This window comes from Pseudoalteromonas sp. S3776, assembly GCF_005886915.1.
GTDB lineage: Bacteria > Pseudomonadota > Gammaproteobacteria > Enterobacterales > Alteromonadaceae > Pseudoalteromonas.
Genome location: NZ_PNCU01000056.1, coordinates 1 through 25,440 on the forward strand (window position 1 = coordinate 1; position 25,440 = coordinate 25,440).

Consider the following 25,440-nt stretch of genomic DNA (forward strand, 5'->3'; position numbering starts at 1 on the left):
TTGCTCGGTTTTTACTTAGCCCACTAGGTTACAAACCTCGCGTCGCGATTTAACCGCCCCTAGATTGAACAAATTTCAATCCGCAAAGGTCAGCACGCCCTGATAGCATAATGCCAGCGGCTATATTACTTAAAGTGTTTTTAAGCGCCAAACCAATCTCTAAACCCGCCGCGCCCATTAGCGCTATTAAGCTTGCCGTATTAACGCCAAAAATATCTAAAATAATCAGCCAAGCAATTATGTAAACTAAATACCCCGCAATGCTCGATAGAAGCGGCAGTAGCGTTTCGTCTACTTTTTTTAATGGCGACTTAGAGTTTTTAATCGCTTTTTTAACCGAGCGTGCAATAAGCGCGCTTGCAACTAAAATAGCCAAAGCTAACACCACTTTGTAACCTAAAGTGATGATTGTTTCTGAATGGCTTTGCCAAAACACAATAAGTTTATCTTTCATACATATTCCAAAAAACGGCTGACACTCAGCACAATTTAAAAATGAGCAAAGCTAAATGCGCTAAACCCACAATTTAACCCTAATGGCTAAAAAACCGCGCGAGTATATAGCTATAAATTAGTTATACCTATTGTTTTTGTATTAAATTAAAGCATTAAATAAAAGCTATGTTTCTCTGACGTTACTATTCAATTTAGGTTAACCACACCCTGTTAGTGTTAGTACAAAAGTTACCGTAAATACTTTCCTTATTTTGAATAGGCTCACATAGGAGAAATAACAATGGCAAACAAAAAAGTAATCCTCATTACAGGTGCCTCTAGCGGTATTGGCAAAGCAACCGCCAAAACGCTGGTTAACCATGGCCACAAAGTCATACTTACCGCCAGAAGCGAAGACAAATTAACAAAATTAGTTAAAGAATTAGGCGAGGATAACGCACTCAGCGTACCGGCAGATGCAACCAACTTTAACGAACTTGAAAACGTAGTAACAAAAGGGCTTAACAAATTTGGCCGCTTAGACGCTACATTTGCAAACGCAGGTAAAGGGCTAAACACATTAGGAATAGAAAAAGGCGACCCCGACGAATGGGCAACTATGCTTGATATAAACATAAACGCCCTGCTGTGGAGCGCTAAACTCACCCTCCCCCATTTACGTAAAACCAAAGGCCACTTTATTATAACCAGCTCAGCCACTGGCCGCAGAGCTGTTAAAGGCTCTATATATGGTGCAAGTAAATGGTTTACTTATGGCTTTGGCCAGAACCTAGCAGCAGAAATGAGCGAATGGGGCGGGCGCTGTACCACCATAACCCCAGGGGCTGTTAATACCCCATTTACCGATGAAGCAAGGCCCGACAAATTATACCCACAAGATGTTGCCGACACCGTACTCTTTGCACTTGAAGCAAACCAGCGCAATAACATCAGAGAAATACACCTAAGGCCAACCAATTAATGGGGCCTGACCTTTCAGAATTAAAATTGGTTCTACCCAAGGAATGTTTAATCGCGCTGTACTTATGCCTCTTGCTTAAATACCAAACACACTGCTGCAAATTCAACCTCAAAAGATAAACAAGCTTCTCCATTCAAGCCCTGTTAACCCAGTACTGTTACAGTAAACAGCACATATTAGTTAAACCGTTCTTATCATTTTGAATATGTAAACATAGGAGAAATAATCATGGCGAAAGAAAAAATAGTCCTCATTACAGGTGCTTCAAGTGGCATAGGTGAAGCAACTGCTAAAACACTGGTTAATAACGGCCACAAAGTAATACTTACAGCCAGAAGCAAAGACAAATTAACTAAATTAGTACAATCATTAGGTGAAGATAACGCACTGAGTGTACCCGCAGATGCCACCGACTTTACCGAGCTTGAAAACGTAGTAACAAAAGGGCTCGAAAAATTTGGCCGACTAGATGCCGCATTTGCCAATGCAGGTATGGGCGTTTCAACCGCAGGCACCGAAAAGGGTGACCCTGATGAATGGTCAACCATGATAGACATAAACATTAAAGCTCTGCTGTGGACGGCAAAAGCAACACTGCCACATTTACGCCAAAACAAAGGCCACTTTATATTAACCAGCTCAGCCGCTGGTCGTAAGCCTATTAAAGGCTCTATTTACGGTGCAACCAAATGGTTTGCTTACGGGTTTGGGCAAAATTTAGCTGAGGAAATGAGCGAGTGGAATGGCCGCTGTACCACCATAGCCCCTGGCATGGTAAACACCCCATTTTTTGATGAAGCTAAGCCCGACAAACTCGACCCGCAAGACGTAGCCGACGCGGTATTGTTTGCAATAGAGGCAAACCAGCGCAACAGCGTACGCGAAATTTATTTGATGCCAACTAATTAACGTTAATTGGTTGAGTTTGAGCTCTCAGGTTTAATGCCAATAGCGTTAAACCTGATGGTTGTTATTGCTTAGCTTGGGTTAGATGTTAGTAGGTAAGAATGGATTATAGGTCATTAGCATTTAAAAGTTTTGTTAGCTGTTATTAGCGTATGAACTGATCATAAGCTGTTTTTACTCCGCTAGGAACGCTAGAAGCGTCAATTAAATTGAGCAATGATTTGAAGTTTCTTTTACAACTAGAGTCATTGCGAATTCTACGTCCTAAAGGATTCGAATTATCTCCTGCGCTTCGAATTAAGGTGGCAATTTCTCTAGGAGAAAATCCTTGGATTATTTTGTTGTAATATGAAACTGCATTATTAGCAACGCCATAACCATTTCCAGTGCGACAAGAACCGACTGTTTGTACGAACTGTTCCTGCACTGTTTCTGGGATTGCACCTTGTTGAGATAATTCAAGTAAGCGTTCTGCAAAAGGAGCTTCATTGTAAAAGTTATTCATTCCATTATGCGCATTCCACAACCTGTCAATGGCACGTGAAAAAACAGTATGTTGCTCGGACTCATTTAGAATGCCTAACAACCCTAACTTTTCAAAAAACTGCAATGATGCAACATGCTTATCTTCTAGACCTTTTGCAACATATTCAGAGTGATTGTTAATCAGTTCCGATCTTACAGTAGACGTTAGTTGATTTTTTAATCCGTGGCATATATCAAGTGAGTTTAACCGTGAAGGTTCTGGTGTAGCAGGATCACAATATATTCCATGAACCATATTAAGTAACATCTGTCGCTGAGCATCATGAGTTTCCTGTAACCTTTCGATCCATATGTTGCATTGATTAAGGTTAAACCTAGGTCCTTTAACAGCAGAAATAAAAGAACCAATATCAACACCTTTTGGTGAAGATGAATCTGCTAAAGCATATCTAACACAACGATTTAAGAATGTTGTAAATTCACGATCATTAACCGTGCCCATTGTTGGGTGAGCGGCAGAAAAATTATTCCTAACGTCACGGCATTGATCTAAGAAGAAGAAACCGTCCTCATTAATAATATTAAGTTTTAAACACAGCTCTAATAATCTACTATCTTGTAATTCTAATAAGTGTCTTTCTTCGAAGTCACTTTGTTGAATTTGAGCAACTACAGCTAGTCCAAAATTTCTTATTTTTTGGCGTAACTGTAAAATTGCAGCATTCCAAGCATAATTCATTGCACCGTCAAATAACCCAGTACTTACAGCAACACACATTCTAGCTATAAGCTCACCACGTAAATCATTTGGGATTTCCCTTAACTCACGAGGTAGGTCTTTCCATGCATATTCAATTTCCTCACTACTTGCCAGTACATTTCTAGGTATCCCCAATGAGGCTGTTAACTCGGCTAATGCAGGTAAAACTGTTGTAGGTAACGATGGGAGTTGAAGTTCTTCTTTTACGATTAAATCTGACATTTATAATCCTTGTACCGATATTTCCATTACAGCTAACTATTTAGCCTACAATATTTGTCGTTTTACAAACCGACAAATGTCCCTATATTACAGTGATTTCATCCTAGCTATAAAATAAACACATGTAAACAGATAGCTAGCTTCGCCTTACCTTATCTAAATGGAGCAAAACCCCAAAACGAGGGAGATCTGTAATATCAGACGTATAGCTGATTAGTTATACCCGTGATTATTAATTAAGAAATTATATTTTAAATACCATTATTTAAACTAATAACGCGTACACCCTATAATTATTAAACTTGTAACTAATTCTTACTTATAAAATTAGTTACAAATCACAATCTACTCCTATTGAATCCTGTGTATTTTTACTTCATATTAAATATTCTTTTCGTCAATTATTAGGCTGTTATGTCACTTTTAAAATTTAGCCAAGCACTTATTCTTACCCTTGCAAGTACCCTGTCGCTTACAAGCCATGCGGCGCTTAATAAGAATGAGCGTGAAATAGTAAAACAGGTCGATAAGAATATTCCCCAAGCACTTGAAGAGATAAAACAAGCGGTAAACATTAATAGCGGCTCACTTAATATTGAAGGCGTAAAAAAGGTAGGCGCGCTTGCAAGTGAGCAACTAAAAGCGATTGGTTTTAAGGTTGAGTGGTTAGATGGCAGCACGTTTAACCGTGCAGGGCATGTACTCGCTACGCATGAGAGTAAAAACCCCGATGCAATAAAAATACTGATGATCGGCCACCTTGATACTGTGTTTGCCAAACACGATAACTTTACTACCTACAAACAAATTGATGAACACACCGTGAGCGGCCCAGGTGTAGCCGATATGAAAGGTGGCAACACGATAATAATTACCGCACTTAAAAGCTTACAAGCCCTTAATTTACTTGAAAATGTAAGCATAAAAGTATTACTGACTGGCGATGAAGAAAGCAGCGGTCGCCCGCTTACCTTATCTAAACAAGCTATTGTAGATGGCGCAATTTGGGCAGATGTAGTGCTTGGCTATGAAAATGGCGATAACAATATTAAAACCGCGATGGCAGCGCGCCGTGGTTATACCGGCTGGACATTAAATGTAACGGCCAATGCTGCACATTCATCGCAAATATTTAGTGACAATGTGGGCTATGGCGCTATTTACGAGGCGTCGCGTATTTTAAATGACTTTAGAGAGCAACTTGCCACGCAACCTAATTTAACCTTTAACCCTGGGCTTATTGTGGGCGGCACTGATGCACAGTACGACAGTGCTAACTCGTCAGCCACGGCATTTGGTAAAAGTAATGTAATTGCACAAACCGTGCATGTAGCGGGTGATTTACGAGCGCTTTCGCCAAAGCAGGTAGAAGGCGCTAAAAAAGTGATGCAGCAAATAGTGGCTAAAAGCTTAAATGGCAGCCAAGCCGAACTTATTTTTGAAGACGGCTACCCACCAATGGGACTCACCGAAGGTAATAAAAAGCTGCTTGCACTGTATAGCCAGGCAAGCCAAGACTTAGGCTATAACAAAGTGGTGGCTGCAAACCCTCGTAATGCCGGCGCTGCTGATATTTCGTTTGCTGCAAACCATGTTGATATGGCGCTTGATGGGCTAGGCTTAATGGGCAGTGGCGCGCACACTAAAAACGAAACCGCCGATTTAACCAGCCTAAATAAAAACACCGCTAAAACAGCGCTGCTTATATACAGATTAGGGCAGCTATAAACGCAGGCTTTCGGTTTGCCAATAAGTAGCTTGGTGTTTTTCGCGCCAAAATTAAAAAGATATTAAGCTCCCCATTTAGCTGGCGCGTATTTGATAGCTGGATTGCAGTTAATATATGTTTTGTGGCCTTTTAGTTGTTTAACTTATGATATGTTAGCCATTTTTTGAACTACTAAGACATTATTTTATACAGTAATTCTCGCACTGTGGCGGGTTCAAACGGCTTATCACAAATAGCATCAACACCCGCTTGGGCAATATTAGCTAGGTGGGTGTCGTTTGCCTCTGAGCTCACCATTAAAATAGGAATATGCGAGTAAGCATTTGAGCCACGTACTGTTTCCGTTAGTTCGCGACCATCCATTTCAGGCATATTGTAGTCGGTAACAATTAAGTCGAACGATTGCTCATTGAGCTGCTCTATCGCTTCTTTACCATTTTCGGCCTCTACCGGCGCAGGAATACCCATGCCAGCAAGTACGCGTATGATGTGTTTACGTGCAAAGCGGCTGTCATCTACTACTAAAACTCGCAGTAGCGTTACATCAAAATGATCAAGCTCTACTTCTTCTTCGCTTATAATATCGAGCGTTGCTTTTAGAGCACGGGTAATTGCTTTTGCGCTAAAAGGCTTGGGTAAAATAGCCAACACGCCCGATTGACGTAATTGCTCAAGGTATTTTTTATTACGCTCGCTCGATATAAGCATAAAAGGTTGATGCTCAGTGGTAGGGTTTGACCTTATTTCCTGCAATAGTGAATCGGCAGTGCCGTCAGATAAATACATAGAGCTTATTACTAAGTCGGGGTGATAACTTGCTAATAAACTAAGCGCTTGAGTTTGTGTTGTTGCAGTTTCAACTTGTTTTACACCGCTTTCTAAAAGCGATTTTATTATTATTTTTTGCTGAACCTCTGAAGGTTCTACAAGTAAAATGGACAAATTTGCTATTGCAGTTAAGTCGCTCATTCAAGTCTCTTTGGTATTGTTATAATCAGGATAATAATAACATTATTGACTCGTTAATATTATATAAAGGGATTGTAATATTTGAGAAAACATTAGCAATCCCCTTAAAATATAGCACTTATTAATTAGATTGAATGTAATCTAACGCATTCATTTTTTTATACGTGACGTTAGCGTGCAAAATATGTGCAGGCTCAGGGTCAACTACCTCAACGGGTATATCGTAATTTCGTGCTATTTCAATTGCCATTTGCGTGATATTGACACTAAACGAGGTGCCCATAAATACAATTTTATCGGCATTGAGCATACGCTGCTGCGCTTCTGTTATTCTGTAAAGCTCGGTGTAGTATTCATCAAATAACAAAACAAAGGGCTTAAATGAATGATTTAGCTCAGGCATTTGGTTTTGAATATTAAATAGCTCAAAAAGAGAGTCATGCAGGCGGCTTTCGTCTACGCTATCCCACGGGGTCATAAGCGGTTTAACTGCTTCGCCTTGCTCATGAAATAATGTCATTTGATCGAGCCTGCCGTGTATAGCAATGTAATTTTTGTTACCTGCTTTGCCATCAAGGCCATCTATATTTTGGGTAATTAAATTTTTATCGCTAAGCCAATGGTGAACGTCATTAGGGCCGTGATTCCGATAGGCTGCAAAACGGTTGTAATACCAAGCTAAAAACTCGCGTGGATTATTTTGATACATAGCTCGCGTGGCCATTTCCATGGGGGTATAATTTTTACTGCCTATAGTCCAAAAGCCATCTTCCCCTCTAAATGTAGGTATGCCACTGGCTGCGCTTACCCCTGCGCCGGTAATATAAAGCGTATTCACTGTGTTACCTCGTACCCTAATACATCACTTATTACTTGCTGTTGGTTGTTCATTCCGCCAATACGATATAAAAACCCATTGTGCTCAAGTAAGCCACGGTGATCCATACTGCCAACAGCTACATTAGGTAATACTTGCCACGAGTTTTGCTTTATATTAAAACGCCACACATGGCTGCTCGCCGGAGCGGGCTTTTTATTGTAACCAATACCGTTGTAGTTATACGGGTTATTAGAGCCACCCAGCATGTAAATATTGCCATTGTAACTAGTCGCAGCCATACGGTAATGCGACTCACCTGTAGGGTGTGGCAAAGTACGCCAATCTATTTTTAGCGGATTGCTTGCATTAATAGTGCCTTTTAAACACTGCGCAACGCCTGCAAACGAGCGACGTGAATCTGGGTTAGCCTGGGTTTTAACCCCATCGCAAATAACTATAGTATTACCACTAATGGCTGCTGCTTGGCCAAAAACAGGTTCTCCTAAAAACGGTGAGGCCTGTTGCCATGTGTCAGTTTGGGTATCGTATACTTGTACTAAATTTACATTGCCATCGTTATGCCAACCGCTAATAAGGTATATGTAGCGCTCTTTGTAACTTAGCGCTACGCTGTCATCAACTGGTACTGGCATACTTGCAAGGTGTTTGTATGTATTGCTTTTTATATCAAAGCGGTAAACATCGGGGCTTGAAATTTCAGTATGATCGCTATCTACCGTATAACCACCAAATATATAAGCGTATTCACCTAAGCCCACAGCAGTACTCGCTAAACGCCCTTTTAAGGGTAAGCTTGAAGGTACGCTCGCTTGCTGCTGCCATGCACTCTCACCTAATTTAAGTGAAAACACCTTGTTGTGTACATCGGTATGCTGTTTGCTTTTACCCAGCCCCATAAAACTTAAAAAGTAGCGTTGGTTTTGTACTGTAACCTTAGCTACGGCATTGTTTGCAACGGGTTCGGGTAAAGCAGGAAGGCTTGCTAACACAACAGAGAAAAGAAGGCTCATAAAAACAAGTAATATAAAAGTGACTAATGCACTTAGGGTAATTTATTTTACCTTTATGAACCAGTAATCATCAGGTTATTTAAGTAATCTCACTGGGTTTACCTACAGCAATACAAATACTATCGATTAATAAGCATATTAATGTAAGTGCTATATATGGCATAAATAAATCGTTTTTACCTAATAAGTGTAAATAAATCATTAAACTGTATTAATGCGAGTTCATAGCAACCGCTCTTTATTCCATTGCTTAACTTGTACCTTTTTTATACAGATGTGCTGTATATTAAGGTAAACAAAGCAATAACTTAATTCTTTAGGTTTACCCTTTTCTTATTAGTTAATTCAAAATGATTTGTTTTGAATTAATAATAAAGTGTACTTTTATAGACATAAAGTATGTTAATATTTTGTGGCGTAAAATGTTTTACAAAAACATACCTTGTTTTTGATTTTTGAACCGTGTGGAGAAAACCTAGGTGAAAGTACCTCAAACGTTGTTGTTCTCAATTCTTATTGTTTCACCAATGCTCGTTGCAGACCCATTAAACGACGATGACTTAGACCTTGATGCGTTAATGGGAATGGATGTGCAGGCCACCTCTGCAATGAAACGAGCACAATCGGCCTTTAATACAGCCTCGTCTATTTACGTACTAAGCAAAGAGCAAATTGAAAGTTCGGGAGCCACCTCTATTCCTGAGGCGTTAAAAATGGTGCCAGGGCTTGCCGTAAGACAGCTTGATAACAATCAATGGGCTATTTCTGCCCGCGGTGTTGCTTCTCGTTATTCAAGCAAATTACTGGTAATGATAGATGGGCAAAGCTTATATACGCCGAAATTCGCCGCTGTATACTGGGAGTCATTACATGTGCCCTTATACGACATTGAGCGCATTGAAGTTATTCGAGGTCAGGGTGGGTTGTTATGGGGTAATAATGCAAATAACGGCGTTATTAATATCATTACTAAAAACAGCATAGATACACGCAACACATACGCTAAAGCAATTACAGGTAATCAAATTAATGCTGATATAAGCCTTCGCCGTGGCGGCGATATTTCAGATATTGGTAGTTACAGGGGCTATTACAATACTAAAAATACTGCACCTTCTAAAAAAGGCAGTCGCATTAAACCGAATGACTTTACTAAGCAACATTCCGGTGGCTTTAGAGCCGATTTTACGCCCAGCGATGAGTGGTCAATACTCTTCCAGGGGGATCATACTCACACGCAGCACGGTCAAAACCTTACTGGCGTTTTAGATTCGTCGAATCGTAGCCAGCAGTTTCCAACAACCGCTGACAGGCGCGACACGCGCTTAATGACCCGTATTGAGCATCGCCTTTCTGAGAATGCAAATCAAATGTTGCAAATGTCGTGGCTTAAACAGCAAGGCGATCAGCCCTATATAAATGAAGATTTTGAATCGATTGATATTGATTATCAAATGAACTTTATTGCCGGTGCATTACAGGTAGATTGGGGCCTAAATTATCGCTTTAATAATATTTCTTTCCAAGATAGTATTTTTATTAATAGCGATAAAGACTTGGATAATCTTTATCAATACGGTGCCATGCTACAAGCACAATACAGTGTTATACCTGATACGTTAAACCTCATTGTTGGTACAAAAATAGAGCATAACGATTTAACCGGCTGGGAAAACCAACCTTTAGTTCGTTTTACCTATCAACCAAATCACGATCACTTAGCTTGGGGCTCAATTTCTCGAAGTGTCCGTATTCCTACCCTGATTGAATATAATGATAACTTTAGAGTCAATGGCCAAAAAATTTCAGACGTCATTGGTATGCAATCGGGCGTACCCGAAATAGATGAATACCATATAGCCACATTTTTAAATGGTAACGATAAAGTAAAAGCTGAAAACTATACCTCCTACGAGCTAGGTTACCGTGTATCTAAGGCTGACTGGTCTTTAGATGTTTCTGCGTTTAATACGCAAGCAGATGATGTTGCCGTAATTAGCTTAAACCCTCACGTAGAACAATTTATACCTGCATTAAATTTTTACCTTTTAGGGCAAATACCTCAAGTGTTTGCGGCATTGCAAAGAACAAGCTTAGACTACGACTTTGTCTCGCTCGGTGAAACCACCACCACCGGCGGTGATTTGTTATTTTCGATACAACTAATAGACGATTTAAGCAGCGAAATTGGCTACAGCTACACTAAAATAGATTATGATTTACCTAATGCAACGCGCCCCACTATTGGCTACGACTCGATAAACAGGCAGTTATTTACAAAACTCAACTATCATCTAAATGAACAGCATACTGTTTTTGCTACATTAAGAGCCGAAAACTCAAGCACCTATAATACAGATAACTACACGGCGGTAGACCTTACATGGAGCTGGAAAATAAACAACAACTGGGCCACAGCCGTATCAGGCAAAAACTTATTTGCAGGCGCCCATATTGAATACGGCAATACTCGCGAAACATTTACAGTGCCAAACTATATCGACGAATGTGTTACGTTTTCTGTTAGCGCAACATTTTAAGAGAGCCAATGCTTAAGCTTTTAAATCGACTGCTTTACCTATTTTTATGCCTTGGGCTTTGTACAAGCCCAAGCGCCTTTGCTGTGCAAAAAGAATATGTACTTAAAGCAGGCTTTTTATATAACTTTGCCCGATTAGGCCAATGGCAATCAGCTAAAGAAAACACGCCCGATTTTTTAATCTGTAGTCCCGATAGCCAATTTATAGCCATAGCCAATGCCGCTTTAGAAAATCGCAAAGTGCATAATCGCTACCTACGTAATAAATACACCCCCCTTAAGAGAACCGTACTTGAGGACTGTGATATAGTCTTTATTACCGATAATACCTACAAATTATGGTTAGAGGCTCACTCTGCCCTTGAGTTAAAAAATACAATGGTAGTTGGCGAAACCGATGGCTTTATAGCCGCAAATGGACATATTCGATTTTTTCTATCAAGTAGTAAGGTACGCTTTGAAGTTGCCCCTAACAAGCTCAAAAAAGCAGGCATTACTATGAGCTCAAAAGTGCTTCGCCTAGCTCGTGTAGTTGAGGGGTAAATAATGAAAAACTACTTCTCGCTTAACTCAATGAGCAAAAAGCTGCTGTTTATTTTAATGAGTGTTGCGCTTATCTCTACGGCGACCGTAACTGCTGTTTTTAGCGCGTATGAGCTCAAAACAGCTAAAGAAGAACAAACTCAAAGCCTAAAATCGCTATCTCAAATATTGGCTCCCAATATAAGTACGGCCTTAATTTTTTACGATATTGCTGCCATTAAAGAGCTCATTGAGCCGCTATTAATGCGCTCCGACATTGTTTCTGTAGAAGTGCTAGACAATTTTAGCCAACAACTCGCAAGCGTTGCAGCACCTAAATACAATAAAGAAAACTCAGCTGCGCATACTACAGAAGTAAAAACACCACTAAAAATTGATGCACAGCGCTATGGTACACTTATTGTGCGCGCCGACGACAGTGACCTAGACAACAGAGCCGCTTTTTATGGCCGGTTTATTATTGTATTAATGATTTTTAGCTTTATTTTAAGTTTGCTTGTATCGCTAATGCTCAGAAAACGTTTTTTAAACCCCATTTTATATTTAGCACAAACTGCGGAGCAGATTACCTCATCTAACGACTATAGTTTACGAGCTAAAGAGCTTTCAAAGGACGAAGTGGGTAAGCTAACCAGCTGTTTTAATACCATGCTACACACTATAGAACAGCGCGATAACCTACTTGAAAGCCAAGTAAAACGAAGAACAAAAGAGCTCGAAAATGCCAATGTTCAGCTGCATCAATATGCCTATCAAGATGGCCTAACCGACCTACCTAACCGCCGCTACTTTTACGAGCACCTGCAACAACTTGTAAGTCCCCCTGAGCAACCATTTTCTTTGGTGTTTATTGATTTAGATGGCTTTAAAGAGGTAAACGATAGCTTAGGCCATGACTTTGGTGATTTATTACTCCGCGAGGTGGCTAAGCGACTTCGCCGCTGCTTAAAACAGCAAGATATAGTGGCGCGTTTAGGCGGTGATGAATTTACCCTTATACTTAAAGGAGTAAACGATACAACAACGGTCTCCCATATAGCTCACGATGTAATGAAAAGCCTTACCCGAACCATAACTATTAAAAACGAGCATGTTCAGGTAACTGCAAGTATGGGCGTGGCATTTTTCCCACAAGACGGCGACTCGGTAGAAACGTTGATCAAACGAGCTGACCAAGCAATGTATTTATCAAAAAGTAAGGGGCGCAATAGGTTCGAATTTTTTTCCTATGAAATGGAAGAGCTCGCTATTGAAAAACGTCGTCTTATAGAAGAGATACGCATCGGCTTGCATAAAAACCAGTTTGAACTTTACTACCAACCAATATGGGACCCACATTCACATACGCTGAAAAAAGCGGAAGCGCTGATCCGTTGGAATCATCCAAAAAAAGGCATTATTGGCCCTGCCGAATTTATTGATGTAGCAGAACAAAATGGCTTAATAAAAGAGCTAGGAGAATGGGTTAAATCGCAAGCTGTTCGTGATGCTGTAGAGTTTAATAAACTAAGTTATACACCGGTGCAAATTAGTGTAAACACCTCACCTTTAGAAATTGACCGCGACGGTGTGTGGGTTACACAGTGGGTAGAGGCATGCAAACTTTATAAATTGCCCCCTCACACAATTCTAATTGAAATAACTGAAAACAGCTTAATGGACCCAGATAACGCAATCCAACACCATTTAAAGCGGCTTAACGCGCTTGCTATAGACATTGCCATTGATGACTTTGGGGTTGGCTACTCATCGCTTGCGTACCTGCAACAATTAGACATTGATATACTTAAAATAGATCAATCGTTTGTACAAAATATTGAAGCCAATAGTAGCAGTATAGCGCTAATTAAAGCCATAATTACAATGGCGCATAACTTAGGGGTAGAAGTGGTCGCCGAAGGGGTAGAAACACCCACTCAACAAGCGCAATTAATTGCATTGGGCTGTGACTATATTCAGGGCTATTTATATTCAAAGCCACTTTCAAAGCAAAACTTTATAAATAGCCATCTGCAAATAAAAGCCACCACCGAATAATTACAGCCAGCGCGGTACGGTTTGCTTGTAGTTTAGGTAGTCACTATTAAAGCGTGTTGCTAAATGTGCTTCTTCAACCACTATTTGTTTATAAAGTGCAATTAAGCCCACGGCCAAGCAAATTAAACTAAATACACTCGGTAAGGCTAAAAAGAATCCCAGCTGAGCAGTTGCCACACCTACATACATGGGATTGCGCGAAAAACTATATAAGCCTGTGGTTTTAAGCGTTTGCGGTCCATTTGGATCTATACCCGAGCGCCAAAGTGACGCCATATGAAAATGCACCACCATGCTAAGTGCAAAGCCCGCCGTGAGCAAAATATTGCCAAACATAACACCTGGCCACCCATTTAAGGAATTAAACATACCTAAGTAGTTGTCGGTGGCAGGTACAAACACACGCAGCACACACACTAACCATATAGCAGCCCGAAAAAACTTAAACGCCATATGATTCCACCAGCTAGTACAAAACTTAGCGCCAGGAAAAATAACACCCGCAGGCGTTGAACGGTTTTTATAAATAATTCTAACTGTGTAAAACCCCGCCACAAACGTGTAAAAAAGCGCTAAATACACACGCGTAAATTCGATTAGCGAAGCAGAATCATCTATAAACGGTTGGTAGCTCATTAATTTATTTTCTTCATCCTTTTATAATAATTTCATCATAATAGCCATGCTATCTATTAACAAGGTTAGTGTGCTAAAAACGTATAGTGGGTTTTTACCTAAAAAATATAATTTATACCCGCGTAGTAGCGCCTACCTGAGTAACTTGAACTTAATAAACGCGCATCGGTATCATTACCTAAACGCGTAACAGTTTCCGATTTAGTTAAATTAATAACAGAGGCTGTTAAACTTAAGCTATCAGATATATTAATGGCGGCATTTACATCAACTTGCTCGTAAGGGTCTTGATATACATTTAAACCACTGTTTAAGCCAAGTACTGTTTCGCCGCGTTTATTGTACGACGCGCGAAGAGTAAAGTACTCGCCTTCGTAATAAGCGGAGGTGTTGTATTGGTATTTAGCGCTTCCAATTAATGGCGATTGGCCAAATTCTTCACCATTTACACTTACATCGGCTTTATTGGTTTTGTTATAGGTGTAATTAGCATAAAAGCCAAAACCACCTGCAAATGCATGTTGTATAAATACTTCAGCCCCTTTTGATACTGCATCAGTGCCGTTACCCACGGTGCTGTATGGCGCAACGGTAATTACCCCGCTTTCTACTATATTTTCTTTGCCTGCAAACTCTTGCTGCATATCTATTACCAGCGGCACAACAAAGTTATCAACCTTTTTATGAAACAGCGCTAGCCCCAATGCTGAGCCCTCGGCGTAATAATATTCAATAGATAAATCGGCCTGCACTGATTCAAAAGGTTTTAAATTTTTATTACCGCCACTGCCACTAAAGCCTGCAAGCTCGTTAAATGCAGCTCTGTCATCTGCCCATTCATTTGATACAAACGTAATACGCTGCTGCGACCCTAAATCGCTGTAATCTGGTCGCGCCATCACTTTAGCAATAGCGCCTCTAATCACTAAATCGTCGGTGGCATCCCACGCTATATTCAAGCTGGGTAGAATTTGAGTGTCGGTGTTTTTTTGTGTAACCAACTGATAATCTTCTACAAAGCGCGCATCGCCAGTTACCGGCTCGCCTGTTTCATCATTGGTGTGGTCACGTTGATAAGTATATAAATCGGTAGAAGAGGTTAATGTTTTAGTTTGTACTAAGCGCACACCTAAATTACCTCTTACTTCACTAAATTCAAAATCGCCTTGAATGTAAAACGCGGATATTTTTTCTTCAATATCGTATACAAAGTTATCTTCTATGCGGGTATAAGGCGTGTAGTTGTCGGTTACTAAATCTCGATATGTATCCCAATCTATGCTGGGCATTTGGTTTATATTAAATCCGCCCACTATATTGGTTTGATTAATAAACACATCCTCGGCAAGGGGCATACCGCCATTCCATTGATAGCTATCAAATTGCGTTATACCTTGCTCACTTGCTTCACCTGCAGCAATATCAAAGTTAGAGTCTAAAAAAAACGTATTGCCGGTCTCGCGGTGTAAGTTAGCGTGGCGATATTTAGCGCCGGTTCTAATGGTTTTTAAAAACCCCCAATCAACATAAAAGTCGATGTCGGCCTGGTAATAATCCTCTTCGAGTTCGCTGCGAACAAAGCTTGAATTTGACGAGCCAGCATCACGGCCGCCGCCCAAACCACTTTGCAAGTTAGCGAATGTATTTGGGTCAATATTAAGTGATACATTATCTTGCGCTATTGACCAGCCAGCTGTTTGAGCTGCATTTTCTATAACGGCTTGGTTTTCACCAGCGTTTGAGCTTTTATATGCTGCTTCCCAGCTTTCTTCAGGCCCACCCTCAGATTGAGTGTTACCAATAACAAAACGTGCTTTAAAGGTATCGCCTTCGTAGGTTAAATTAAAATCAAACGTATCGGAGGTAGACTCTTCGCGTACATAACTGCCACGCATCCACGGAAACTGCATATCGTTTTCAACACCGCTAGCACTGGCATTATATTGCATACCCGTTGCAATAGTGCCTGTTTGATCAAGTGTAACGGCGGTTAAAAAATCAGGATTGAGTGACCATTCTGGTATATCAATGACTGATTCAGTTCTGTCTTGCCCAAGCGTAAACCCAAAGTAGTTAAAGCCAAGCTCTAAGTTGTTAGTTGGTCGCCACTGCGTACTAAATTGAATACCTTCACGCTCACGTTTTTCATTAAGCACTGAACCACGTACTACCTGCGGAAACCACACGCCATCGTAACTCTTACCACTGGCATCATTAATAGTATCCCAGCCATTATTGTTATCAACGGCATTTCCATTAATATCAGTAGGTTGACTGTCACCAGTGTAACGCCATACATTGGCATCGGTGCTGCCTGTTAATGTGCGATTAGTACGCTCTTGATAGGTATAACCCACTAATACGCCAAAGGTGTCGTCGTCATTTTTCCATGAATATAAGCCAGTAAATTGCGGCTCGTATTCTTTTGTTACATCACCGTAAGTAGATTCAACGTTAAATACACCTGAGTTTGCCTCCATGCTTAAAGGCTTGCGGCTATGCATTAATACTGTGCCGCCCACTCCGCCTTCATCTAAACGTGCTTCTGGCGATTTATACACTTCTACGCTTTCTATCATGGCAGAGGGTAGTAAAGTGTAATCGAACGAACGAGAAGGCTCCCCGGGTGATGACGCTATAAAATTGCCATTAAGCTGAGTAAATGTAAGCTCAGATGATAAGCCGCGAATACTAACCGATGCCCCTTCTCCACCGTCGCGTTCAATAACAACACCGGGCACTCGCTGCAACGAATCCGCTACGTTTTTATCAGGAAATTTCCCGATATCTTCGGCTGTAATTGCATCCACCACAGAGCCAGACATCCGCTTAACATCTAAATTCTCAGCCATACTTGTGCGTATTCCTCGCACTTCAATTACTTCCATGTTTTTTTTAAGCTGAGTTTTAGCGTTTTGTGAGGTAACACCATCGGCTAAACTAAGCGAACTTGAGCTAATAAGGGATACACAAAACAAAGATTTATATATTTTAGAAAAGGGGTAATGACGTGGGCAATTAATCATTTTTACAGCTATTCCATTTATGTTGCTTTTAGCTAAGCAAATAAGTGATTCCGTCAACGTATTGAGGTACGCAATAGTAAATTCTCGCAAAGTTTACATGGCGAAACTTAATCTATTGTTAACGTATGGCTTAATTTCCCCTTATCATGATTTAAAAACTGACTTACACCTCACTACCTAGAGCCTATTTGGTTTATATGGCTAGTTTTAAACGCTGTTTTAAGTGTAAAAAAACGCCTAGGGTATTGTGTAAAATACGCCATAAAGCAAAAAACCGCGAACGCGGTTTTAGTATATGCTTGTTTTTTATCGCACTATAGCCAATCAACTATTAGAGTTTAATTGGCTGGTAAATTGCCCCACCGCATTTACTACCTTTTGTGCTCCATCTTGAATTTCAGCCATAACATCACCGGACTCTTTAGAAAGTGCTAAACCTTGCTCGGCTTTTTCTTTACCTTGCTCAATAACGGCCACTGTACTTTGAGTTTGGGATTGATTGCGCTGCACAACTTCCACAATTTCTTCTGTTGCTTTTGATGTTCTTGACGCCAAATGCCTTACTTCATCAGCTACTACAGCAAACCCGCGCCCTTGCTCTCCTGCACGCGCAGCCTCTATTGCGGCATTAAGGGCAAGCAAATTGGTTTGCTCAGCGATACTACTAATACTTTGCACTATGCTGGCTATTTGTTGTGACTGCTGATCAAGTGCCGATATTTCATTAGCGGCTTGCTCCATATTTACGGCTAACTCATTCATAACAGAAACTGTTTCTTGTAGCACGCTACTACCACGCTCTGCGGTTTTATCTGTCTCTGTAGAGGTGCCGTAGGCAATTTCGGCAGCTTGCGATATAGCAATTTCGCGGTTTACTTGCTCAGTAATTACGGTGGCAAACTTCATTACTTTATAAAGTTGATCCGCATCATTTGATATTGGATTGTAAGTCGCTTCTAACCAAATCACGTTGCCATACTTATCTATCCGCTTAAACCTATCTGCAATAAATTGGCCTTGCCTTAATTTACTCCAAAATGCTTGGTATTCAGCCGAATTAGCTTCTTCGGTTTCACAAAACACTCGGTGATGCTGACCTATTATTTCTGATTCACTGTACCCCATGGCCGACAAAAACTGATCGTTTGCCGTTAATACGTGCCCCGCTAAATCAAACTCAATCACGGCCATAGAGCGATAAATCGCTTTTATTGTGTCGCTTTGCTCACGAGAAGTCGCAATCGTTTTGGTAAGTACAGTGCCAAACACAGAAAAATACAATAACTGGTTTTGCTCGCCCACCACTGGGTGCACTATTAACCTTAGCCATTCTGCATTGCCATCTTGGCGTATAAACTCTATGGCACCACTCCAGTGGCCTTCTTTTTGGAATGCTTTTTCAAGTTCTTCGTATTCAGGTGATAACCGCGACTGCTCAGAAATAAAATCGCCTAACTGATTATTTGTTAAATTATCTTCGTTATAACCTAATGCGTTTAAAAAGTTATCGTTAGCATGCGAAATGCGCCCATCATAAAGTACATTAAGTACCAGCATTTCTTTGTAAAGCCCTTCCCATACCTGCTCCAAGGGATACAGCTGGGCTTTTAAAGCGGCTATTTCGTTTTGCTTACCTTTTGAAAAAAACATTAATTTCCCTACCAAAAAACACTAAATAAAGTTACTTCCAGTATAGAAGGTATTAATGATAACGCGATAATTAATAAGTAGTTTAAGCTAAATTTTTACTCTATTTTTAAGCATATGCTTGTTTTTATGTGTTCAGCTATCACTTTCAACAAGGTTTACATACTTTTGTGCGAGCTGCTCAAGTGACTCCTTATTTAAAGGGTCGCTTTTAATACAATTGATAGGGCACACTATGACACAAGTGGGTTTATCGTAATGCCCCACACATTCTGTGCATTTATTTGGGTCTATTTGATAGATTTCTTCCCCCATAAAAATCGCGCTGTTGGGGCACTCATCTACACATACATCACAGTTAATGCATTTATCACTAATAAGTAGTGCCATGCCTATCCCTTACACACTTGCTATTTTTTTATAAGGGTTACGCGTATCTTGCTGCTCATCTAAATTACGCATCAAAATGGCATGCTCTACATTAATGCTCTCATCTAATGGTATTTTTACACTATGCCCAGACCCTTTTGCATCACTAATCCTTTCGCCCTGTTTGTTTTGCATGCTATCAAGTACAAATGTGATGTTACCTTGCGGGGTCATTAGCTCTAAAGAATCTCCTACACAAAATTTGTTTTTAACGTCTATGTTTACTAACCCCTTTTCGTCGCGCCCTAACACCTCTCCTACAAATTGCTGCTTAGTCGATACCGAATGACCATATTCGTAATTTTGGTAATCTTGATGAGCATGGCGTTTTAAAAAGCCTTCGGTGTAGCCTCTATGCGCTAAGTTTTCGAGTGTTTTAAATAAGTTAGGATCAAACGGCTTACCTGCAACCGCATCATCAATTGCTTTACGGTAAACTTGCGCAGTGCGGGCAACGTAATAAAACGACTTAGTTCGCCCTTCTATTTTTAAACTATGTACGCCCATTTCTGTCAGCTTTTCAACATACTGTACGGCGCGTAAGTCTTTTGAATTCATAATGTAGGTGCCATGCTCATCTTCAAAGGCGGGCATATATTCACCAGGGCGTCCTTGCTCTTCAAGCATGTAAATATTATTGGTTGGCGCACCTTCACCAAGCGTTGGTATCACTGTTTTAGGATCAATTCTATGAACCATTTCACCCGATTCATTTTCAACACCTAGTTTAACGTCGTATTCCCAGCGGCAGGCATTAGTGCATGTACCTTGGTTTGGATCGCGCTTGTTTATATAACCTGAGAGCAAACAACGCCCAGAGTACGCCATACATAATGCACCATGCACAAACACCTCAAGTTCAGTATTTGGGCATAGTGTGCGAATTTCTTTTATTTCTTCAAGCGAAAGCTCGCGCGATAAAATAACCCGCTCAATACCTTGCTTTGCCCAAAACTGCACGCTTGCATAATTAACGGCATTTGCTTGCACCGATAAATGAATAGGCATAGTGGGCCATTTTTCACGTACCAACATAATTAAGCCAGGGTCTGACATAATCAGCGCATCGGGCTCCATCGCAATCACCGGCTCTATATCACGTAAATACGATTTAACTTTGCTGTTATGCGGCGCAATATTAGAGACCACATAAAACTTTTTATTTTGCGCATGGGCTTCATTAATGCCTATTTGTAGTGTCTTTAAATCAAACTCGTTATTGCGTACCCGCAAGCTGTAGCGAGGCTGACCGGCATAAACGGCATCAGCTCCATATGCAAAGGCGTAGCGCATGTTTTTTAAACTCCCCGCAGGGCATAACAGTTCAGGTATAAAAGCAGTGATAGAAGAACCAGCTGGCATAAACGCTCCATACAGCTAACCGAGTACTCATCGGCTATGTGATTAATTAATTTACAAGCGCGGCATTATAAATGCGCCAAACAATGAGCTTTTGATCAAGATCATAAAACTGCAACCAAACTGGTTTTTAATAAAATTAGGTTTTTTCAATTAAAACGCGTATAATTCGCGCCCGTAAATATTCACACTTTTATTTAAAAATTATTGGAGCATAAAGATGGCTTTAGAGCGTACTTTCTCAATCGTAAAACCTGATGCAGTAGCAAAAAACCACATCGGCGCAATCTACAACCGTTTCGAAACTGCGGGTCTTAAAATCGTTGCAGCTAAAATGGTTCACCTTTCAAAAGAGAAAGCTGAAGGTTTCTACGCAGAGCACAGCGAGCGTCCTTTCTTCGGTGCTTTAGTATCTTTCATGACATCTGGCCCAGTAATGGTTACTGTTCTTGAAGGCGAAAACGCTGTTCTTAAAAACCGCGAAATCATGGGTGCTACTAACCCAGCTGAAGCACTAGCAGGTACTTTACGTGCAGACTACGCTGATAGCATCGACGAAAACGCTGTTCACGGTTCTGATGCTGTTGAATCTGCTGCTCGCGAAATCGCGTACTTCTTCGCTGATGAAGAGCTTTGCCCACGTACTCGTTAATTCGAGTTTTACAGCTAACGCTGTAATGCAAAGTAAGAAAAGGGCTTTCGAGCCCTTTTTTAGTCATTACGTAAAGTATCCTTAAGTACATTTTTGATATTTTACTTAATGATTAAAGTGGGTGAATTGTGTACAATTCGTCCTTGTAAATTTTATCTCCACCGTCACCGATTGAGGTTGTTTCATGACCGAGCAAAAAAAGATTAACTTATTAGATTTAAACCGAGATGCAATGCGCGAGCTGTTTGTATCATTCGGTGAAAAGCCATTTCGTGGCGACCAGGTGATGAAATGGATTTATCATTTTGGCGTTGATAACTTTGACGATATGAGCAACGTTAATAAAAAGCTTAAAGAAAAGCTTAAAAACGAATGCGAAATTGTTGCGCCAGAAATCTCAGTTCGCCAGCAAGCAAGCGACGGCACTATTAAGTACGCATTAGTGCTGGATGGCGGCCAAGAAGTTGAAGCGGTATGGATCCCAGAAAAAGACCGCGCCACTTTATGTGTATCTTCACAAGTGGGCTGTGCTCTTGAGTGTACGTTTTGCTCAACTGCGCAACAAGGCTTTAACCGTAACCTTAAAGTATCGGAAATTATTGGCCAAGTTTGGCGTGTAGCTAAAGACATAGGCCTTGATGGCAACAGCGAAAAACGCCCTGTTACCAACGTAGTAATGATGGGTATGGGCGAGCCACTACTTAATATTAAAAACGTCGTGCCAGCAATGGAGCTAATGATGGACGACTGGGGCTTTGGTTTATCTAAGCGCCGCGTAACATTAAGTACCTCAGGGGTTGTACCTGCGCTTGATTTACTAAAAGAAAAAATAGACGTCGCACTTGCTATTTCACTTCACGCACCCGATAACGCACTGCGTGACGTACTTGTACCAATTAATAAAAAATACCCTATTGAAGAATTTTTAGCGGCGTGTCGTCGTTATATCGATGGCTCTAAAGCCAATAAAGACGTAACCATTGAATACGTTATGCTAAACGGGGTTAACGACAGCACCGACCAAGCTCATGAGCTGGTTAAAACGCTTAAAGGTACACCTTCTAAGGTTAACCTTATTCCATTTAACCCGTTCCCAGGTAACGAATACACACGCTCTAGCAACAGCCGTATTGACCGTTTCTCTAAAGTACTGCAAGCAGCGGGTATTACGTGTATTGTGCGCCGTACCCGTGGTGACGATATTGACGCCGCCTGTGGGCAATTAGCTGGCGATGTTGTTGACCGTACTAAGCGTATGGCGAAAAAGAAAATGCGCGACGATAACGCCATTAGTGTAAATATCCAGCAGGCGTAATCTGTAACCACCCTGCGTAAATAGCTTATGCAGGGTGGTTAAGTTGTTTATTTTTAAATAAATGATGCAACACTAAGGGTTTTAGGTAAGATAGACGCTATGGATAGAAAAACAGAGACAAGGTAATGCGATCTTTACTTGCTTTAACACTTTCAACACTAGCCCTTAGCGGATGTGTAAGTGAAAGTAGTTATAACGGCAGTGACAAACCCGTCGTCGAAAACAAAATCAATAATGCAGGCGCAGCACGCACTCGTATCGCCCTCGCTTTACAATATTTAGAAACAGGCAACAACTCGCAAGCAAAGTACAACCTTGAGCGAGCTATAGAATTTGCCCCTAATCTGCCTGAAGTACATTACTCTCTTGCTTATTATTACCAACAAGTAGGCGAAAAAGAGCGTGCCGATAAAGCCTATCAAAAAGCACTAGCAATTAAGCCTGACGATCCGAATACGCTTAATAACTACGGTGTGTTTTTATGTAGCATTGAAGAGTATGATCGCGCAACCGATCAGTTTTTAAAAGCAATTGATATTCCAAGCTATATACGCGTTGCCGAAAGCTACGAAAACCTTGCATTATGTGCCATTGAATTTAACGACTTTGAAAATGCAGAGAGTTACTTTAAACAAGCACTTAATCACAGCTCGCAACGTACATCGACCCTAATAAGCTTAGCCGCCCTTTTTTATGCTAAAAGCGATTTGCATAAAGCCAGCGAAGTACTAAAGCGCCATGACGACACCGGCCGTGTCTCTGCACGGGCTTTATTGCTTGGTTATTTAATTAAGCAGCGAATGGGCAGAATAGAAGAAGCAGAAAAAATTGCCGCCACCATAATGCAAACTTATCCGACAAGTAAGCAAGCCTATGCTATTCGCGATAATCGTACCAAACAAACTGAGTTTGAAATTCTACGCGAAAAATACCGTAAAGCGCAGCTTGAAGAGCTTCAAGAGCAGTACGGCGAAGAGCAAATTAGTGTTGAGCAACCAAAAATTAAAATTATTCGTAAAAAACGCCCAACTACCGATAATTCGACCAGCTTAATTTCCTCAGGGGTTGAGCCTTCAAGCTCAGTATTAAATGAGACGCCAAGCGCGCAGGCAACCATCGCCGCTGTAAACAAACAAAAAAGCGTAGCTGAGCAAAGTGATGACGCTAACACTCTCACGCCAGCCCCACAACCCGCGCAAACTAAAGTAGTTACAACAACTAAAGCAGTAGTGCCAGCTGCGGCAGCGGCTCCAACCTTAAAAAATACTGCCCAGATGCCTGAAATTAACAAAGAACAACCTGCCCAAGAGGTAAACAAGCCTACACCTGCAGAGTCTAAAACAGATACCGCAGCCGTGCTTATGGCATTAACAACGGATCACCAAGCGCAACACACGTCTAAAACCAAAGCTGAGCCGCCAAAAACTGCCGCTACACAAACAGCTAAAGAGGATGACGAAGTAAAAATAATTTCATTTGGCGCACCAAAACAAGCTAACTTTAATACTCCACAAAATGCACGTTCTGCTGCAAATGGCCCACAGAATACGGGCTTAAATAATGCGGTTGTATTTTACGAGGCTAAAAAAGACAGTGCTGTATTTAGTGGTAATTCATACAGCTACAACCAAGACATTACACTCAAAAACTATCAACCAAGTGTAAAACAAGTGCCACCAATGCTTAATCCAAAAGTCCCCCCCTTAAAGGTGCCTTTTCATATTATTGAGTTTGGTGAAAACCTATTTAGCATTTCAGTGCGATACAATGTTAAACTACAAAAACTCCTGCAGTGGAATGGTCTAAAGGAGTCGGATCGTGTTATCAACGGAAGTAAAATTTATTTAAACGATCCTAATATTTATTACGAGATTAAAGCTGGCGATACCCTTTACGACATAGCTACCCAGCGGCATGTATTAATTGATGAATTAATGCGATGGAATAAATTAAGCCCAGATATAGAACTTACACCTGGGCACAGACTATTACTAGTGGATCCAAATTCGTACCTATTATGACAGAAGAAACTACGCAACAAAGCGATGAGCCAAGTGTTGGGCAACTATTAAAAGCGCACAGAGAGCAGGCTAATGTAAGCTTAGAGTCACTTACTGGCCCACTTAAGCTTTCTATTTCTCAGTTACAACGCTTAGAAAGCGATCAGTACCAAACGTTAGGCCCTATTACCTTTGTAAAAGGCTACATTAAAAACTATTGCCGTGAACTACACGTCGATAGCGCCCCTATATTAGCTAGATTGCCTGCACCGCCTGAGCCTACAAAGCCGGCTAACATGCAAAGCTTTTCGCGCCGCACAGAAAAAGAAGCCCACGACAGCCGCCTAATGCTGGTGAGCTACATTATTTTAGCCATTGTTATTGGCTCATCTGCCTTATGGTTTTGGCAAAATGCCACCCCTATCGATGAGCAAACAAGCACAATCAATATTGAAAATTCAATTTTAGATAACCAGCAAACTAACAACGCGCTAAATAACGAAAGTCAGAACACCTCACAGATGCAAGCAACGCAGGCTGTTGAGCGCACACCGGCGGTGATGCCTATAAGCGCTGAACAAGTCCCCTTAAGTGAAGCCGTTAATGCCACGGCGCCTATTGCCGCTGACACCCAAGCAGCCACTAACGAGCCCGACACGCAAAGTAACATCAGTACAATTAACATGGTGTTTAACGATGAGAGCTGGGTAGAAATACACGATGGCGAGGGTGAGCGCATTGCATTTGGCGTAAAAAAAGCAGGCTATAAAATGGCTGTAAGCGGTACCCCGCCTTTTTCAGTTGTGCTAGGTAAGCACGACGTAGTTAGTGTTTCTCTAAACGGCGAACCAGTTGATATCTCTGGTTATCCTAAAAATCGTTTAGCCAAATTTAAATTACCATTAGCAGAGTAGTCG

General features: G+C 40.9%; 19 protein-coding genes and 1 pseudogene. 10 read left to right on the forward strand and 10 right to left on the reverse strand.

Features of this window, described 5'->3' with window-relative positions; translation table 11 throughout:
• Positions 1-103 precede the first annotated feature (103 nt).
• Positions 104-454 (reverse strand): annotated as a pseudogene (locus tag CWC16_RS16975) (mechanosensitive ion channel family protein); the annotation flags it as partial.
• A 282-nt stretch (positions 455-736) separates the two neighbouring features.
• Here CWC16_RS16975 and CWC16_RS16980 point away from each other — a divergent pair.
• Positions 737-1,417 carry an SDR family oxidoreductase gene (locus CWC16_RS16980; RefSeq protein WP_138542368.1) on the forward strand — a complete coding sequence of 227 codons (681 nt, stop codon included), beginning with the start codon at positions 737-739 and terminating at the stop codon, positions 1,415-1,417.
• A 228-nt stretch (positions 1,418-1,645) separates the two neighbouring features.
• On the forward strand, positions 1,646-2,326 hold the full coding sequence (locus CWC16_RS16985; protein WP_138542369.1) for an SDR family oxidoreductase: 681 nt from the start codon (positions 1,646-1,648) through the stop codon (positions 2,324-2,326).
• A 142-nt stretch (positions 2,327-2,468) separates the two neighbouring features.
• On the opposite strand, the gene CWC16_RS16990 is transcribed toward CWC16_RS16985, so the two are convergent.
• Positions 2,469-3,791, reverse strand: coding sequence for a hypothetical protein (locus CWC16_RS16990; RefSeq protein WP_138542370.1), 1,323 nt, complete (start codon positions 3,789-3,791; stop codon positions 2,469-2,471).
• 414 nt (positions 3,792-4,205) lie between these two features.
• Between CWC16_RS16990 and CWC16_RS16995 the strand changes: the two genes are divergently transcribed.
• Positions 4,206-5,519 carry a M20/M25/M40 family metallo-hydrolase gene (locus tag CWC16_RS16995; RefSeq protein ID WP_138542371.1) on the forward strand — a complete coding sequence of 438 codons (1,314 nt, stop codon included), beginning with the start codon at positions 4,206-4,208 and terminating at the stop codon, positions 5,517-5,519.
• A gap of 172 nt (positions 5,520-5,691) precedes the next feature.
• Here the strand turns inward: CWC16_RS16995 and CWC16_RS17000 are convergent, their stop codons facing one another.
• From CWC16_RS17000 to CWC16_RS17010, 3 genes are all read right to left on the reverse strand, one after another.
• Positions 5,692-6,489: a response regulator gene (locus CWC16_RS17000; RefSeq protein WP_138542372.1), complete on the reverse strand. Its 798-nt coding sequence runs from the start codon at positions 6,487-6,489 to the stop codon at positions 5,692-5,694.
• 121 nt (positions 6,490-6,610) lie between these two features.
• Positions 6,611-7,327 carry an SIR2 family NAD-dependent protein deacylase gene (locus CWC16_RS17005; protein ID WP_138542373.1) on the reverse strand — a complete coding sequence of 239 codons (717 nt, stop codon included), beginning with the start codon at positions 7,325-7,327 and terminating at the stop codon, positions 6,611-6,613.
• Positions 7,324-8,340 carry a Kelch repeat-containing protein gene (locus CWC16_RS17010; protein WP_138542374.1) on the reverse strand — a complete coding sequence of 339 codons (1,017 nt, stop codon included), beginning with the start codon at positions 8,338-8,340 and terminating at the stop codon, positions 7,324-7,326. Before CWC16_RS17010 ends, CWC16_RS17005 begins: the two co-directional genes overlap by 4 nt.
• A gap of 479 nt (positions 8,341-8,819) precedes the next feature.
• On the opposite strand from CWC16_RS17010, the gene CWC16_RS17015 reads away from it, so the two are divergent.
• From CWC16_RS17015 to CWC16_RS17025, 3 genes are read left to right on the forward strand one after another with little or no spacing between them, the layout of a single operon-like run.
• Positions 8,820-10,880 (forward strand): TonB-dependent receptor plug domain-containing protein, encoded by a 2,061-nt coding sequence (locus CWC16_RS17015; RefSeq protein WP_138542375.1) that lies wholly within the window; start codon positions 8,820-8,822, stop codon positions 10,878-10,880.
• A gap of 8 nt (positions 10,881-10,888) precedes the next feature.
• Positions 10,889-11,422 carry a YfiR family protein gene (locus CWC16_RS17020; RefSeq protein WP_138542376.1) on the forward strand — a complete coding sequence of 178 codons (534 nt, stop codon included), beginning with the start codon at positions 10,889-10,891 and terminating at the stop codon, positions 11,420-11,422.
• A 3-nt stretch (positions 11,423-11,425) separates the two neighbouring features.
• Entirely contained in the window at positions 11,426-13,459 is a 2,034-nt protein-coding gene (locus CWC16_RS17025) for an EAL domain-containing protein (protein WP_138542377.1), read from the forward strand.
• On the opposite strand, the gene CWC16_RS17030 is transcribed toward CWC16_RS17025, so the two are convergent.
• From CWC16_RS17030 to trhP, 5 genes are all read right to left on the reverse strand, one after another.
• On the reverse strand, positions 13,460-14,095 hold the full coding sequence (locus CWC16_RS17030; protein WP_055018266.1) for a methyltransferase family protein: 636 nt from the start codon (positions 14,093-14,095) through the stop codon (positions 13,460-13,462).
• Between the two features lie 98 nt (positions 14,096-14,193).
• A complete protein-coding gene (locus CWC16_RS17035; RefSeq protein WP_138542378.1) occupies positions 14,194-17,121 on the reverse strand; it encodes a TonB-dependent receptor in 2,928 nt (975 codons plus the stop codon).
• A 324-nt stretch (positions 17,122-17,445) separates the two neighbouring features.
• Positions 17,446-18,771: a methyl-accepting chemotaxis protein gene (locus tag CWC16_RS17040; protein ID WP_138542379.1), complete on the reverse strand. Its 1,326-nt coding sequence runs from the start codon at positions 18,769-18,771 to the stop codon at positions 17,446-17,448.
• 132 nt (positions 18,772-18,903) lie between these two features.
• Entirely contained in the window at positions 18,904-19,158 is a 255-nt protein-coding gene (locus tag CWC16_RS17045) for a YfhL family 4Fe-4S dicluster ferredoxin (RefSeq protein WP_138542380.1), read from the reverse strand.
• A 9-nt stretch (positions 19,159-19,167) separates the two neighbouring features.
• Complete coding sequence (gene trhP / locus CWC16_RS17050) at positions 19,168-20,559, reverse strand: prephenate-dependent tRNA uridine(34) hydroxylase TrhP (RefSeq protein ID WP_138542381.1); 1,392 nt, start codon at positions 20,557-20,559, stop codon at positions 19,168-19,170.
• A 217-nt stretch (positions 20,560-20,776) separates the two neighbouring features.
• Between trhP and ndk the strand changes: the two genes are divergently transcribed.
• From ndk to CWC16_RS17070, 4 genes are all read left to right on the forward strand, one after another.
• Positions 20,777-21,208: a nucleoside-diphosphate kinase gene (gene ndk / locus CWC16_RS17055; protein ID WP_004586996.1), complete on the forward strand. Its 432-nt coding sequence runs from the start codon at positions 20,777-20,779 to the stop codon at positions 21,206-21,208.
• Positions 21,209-21,392: 184 nt separating this feature from the next.
• Entirely contained in the window at positions 21,393-22,523 is a 1,131-nt protein-coding gene (gene rlmN, locus CWC16_RS17060; RefSeq protein ID WP_004586995.1) for a dual-specificity RNA methyltransferase RlmN, read from the forward strand.
• 125 nt (positions 22,524-22,648) lie between these two features.
• A complete protein-coding gene (pilW, locus tag CWC16_RS17065; RefSeq protein WP_138542382.1) occupies positions 22,649-24,544 on the forward strand; it encodes a type IV pilus biogenesis/stability protein PilW in 1,896 nt (631 codons plus the stop codon).
• Complete coding sequence (locus CWC16_RS17070) at positions 24,541-25,437, forward strand: RodZ domain-containing protein (protein ID WP_138542383.1); 897 nt, start codon at positions 24,541-24,543, stop codon at positions 25,435-25,437. The genes pilW and CWC16_RS17070 overlap by 4 nt, the downstream gene beginning before the upstream one ends.
• Positions 25,438-25,440: the final 3 nt, after the last annotated feature.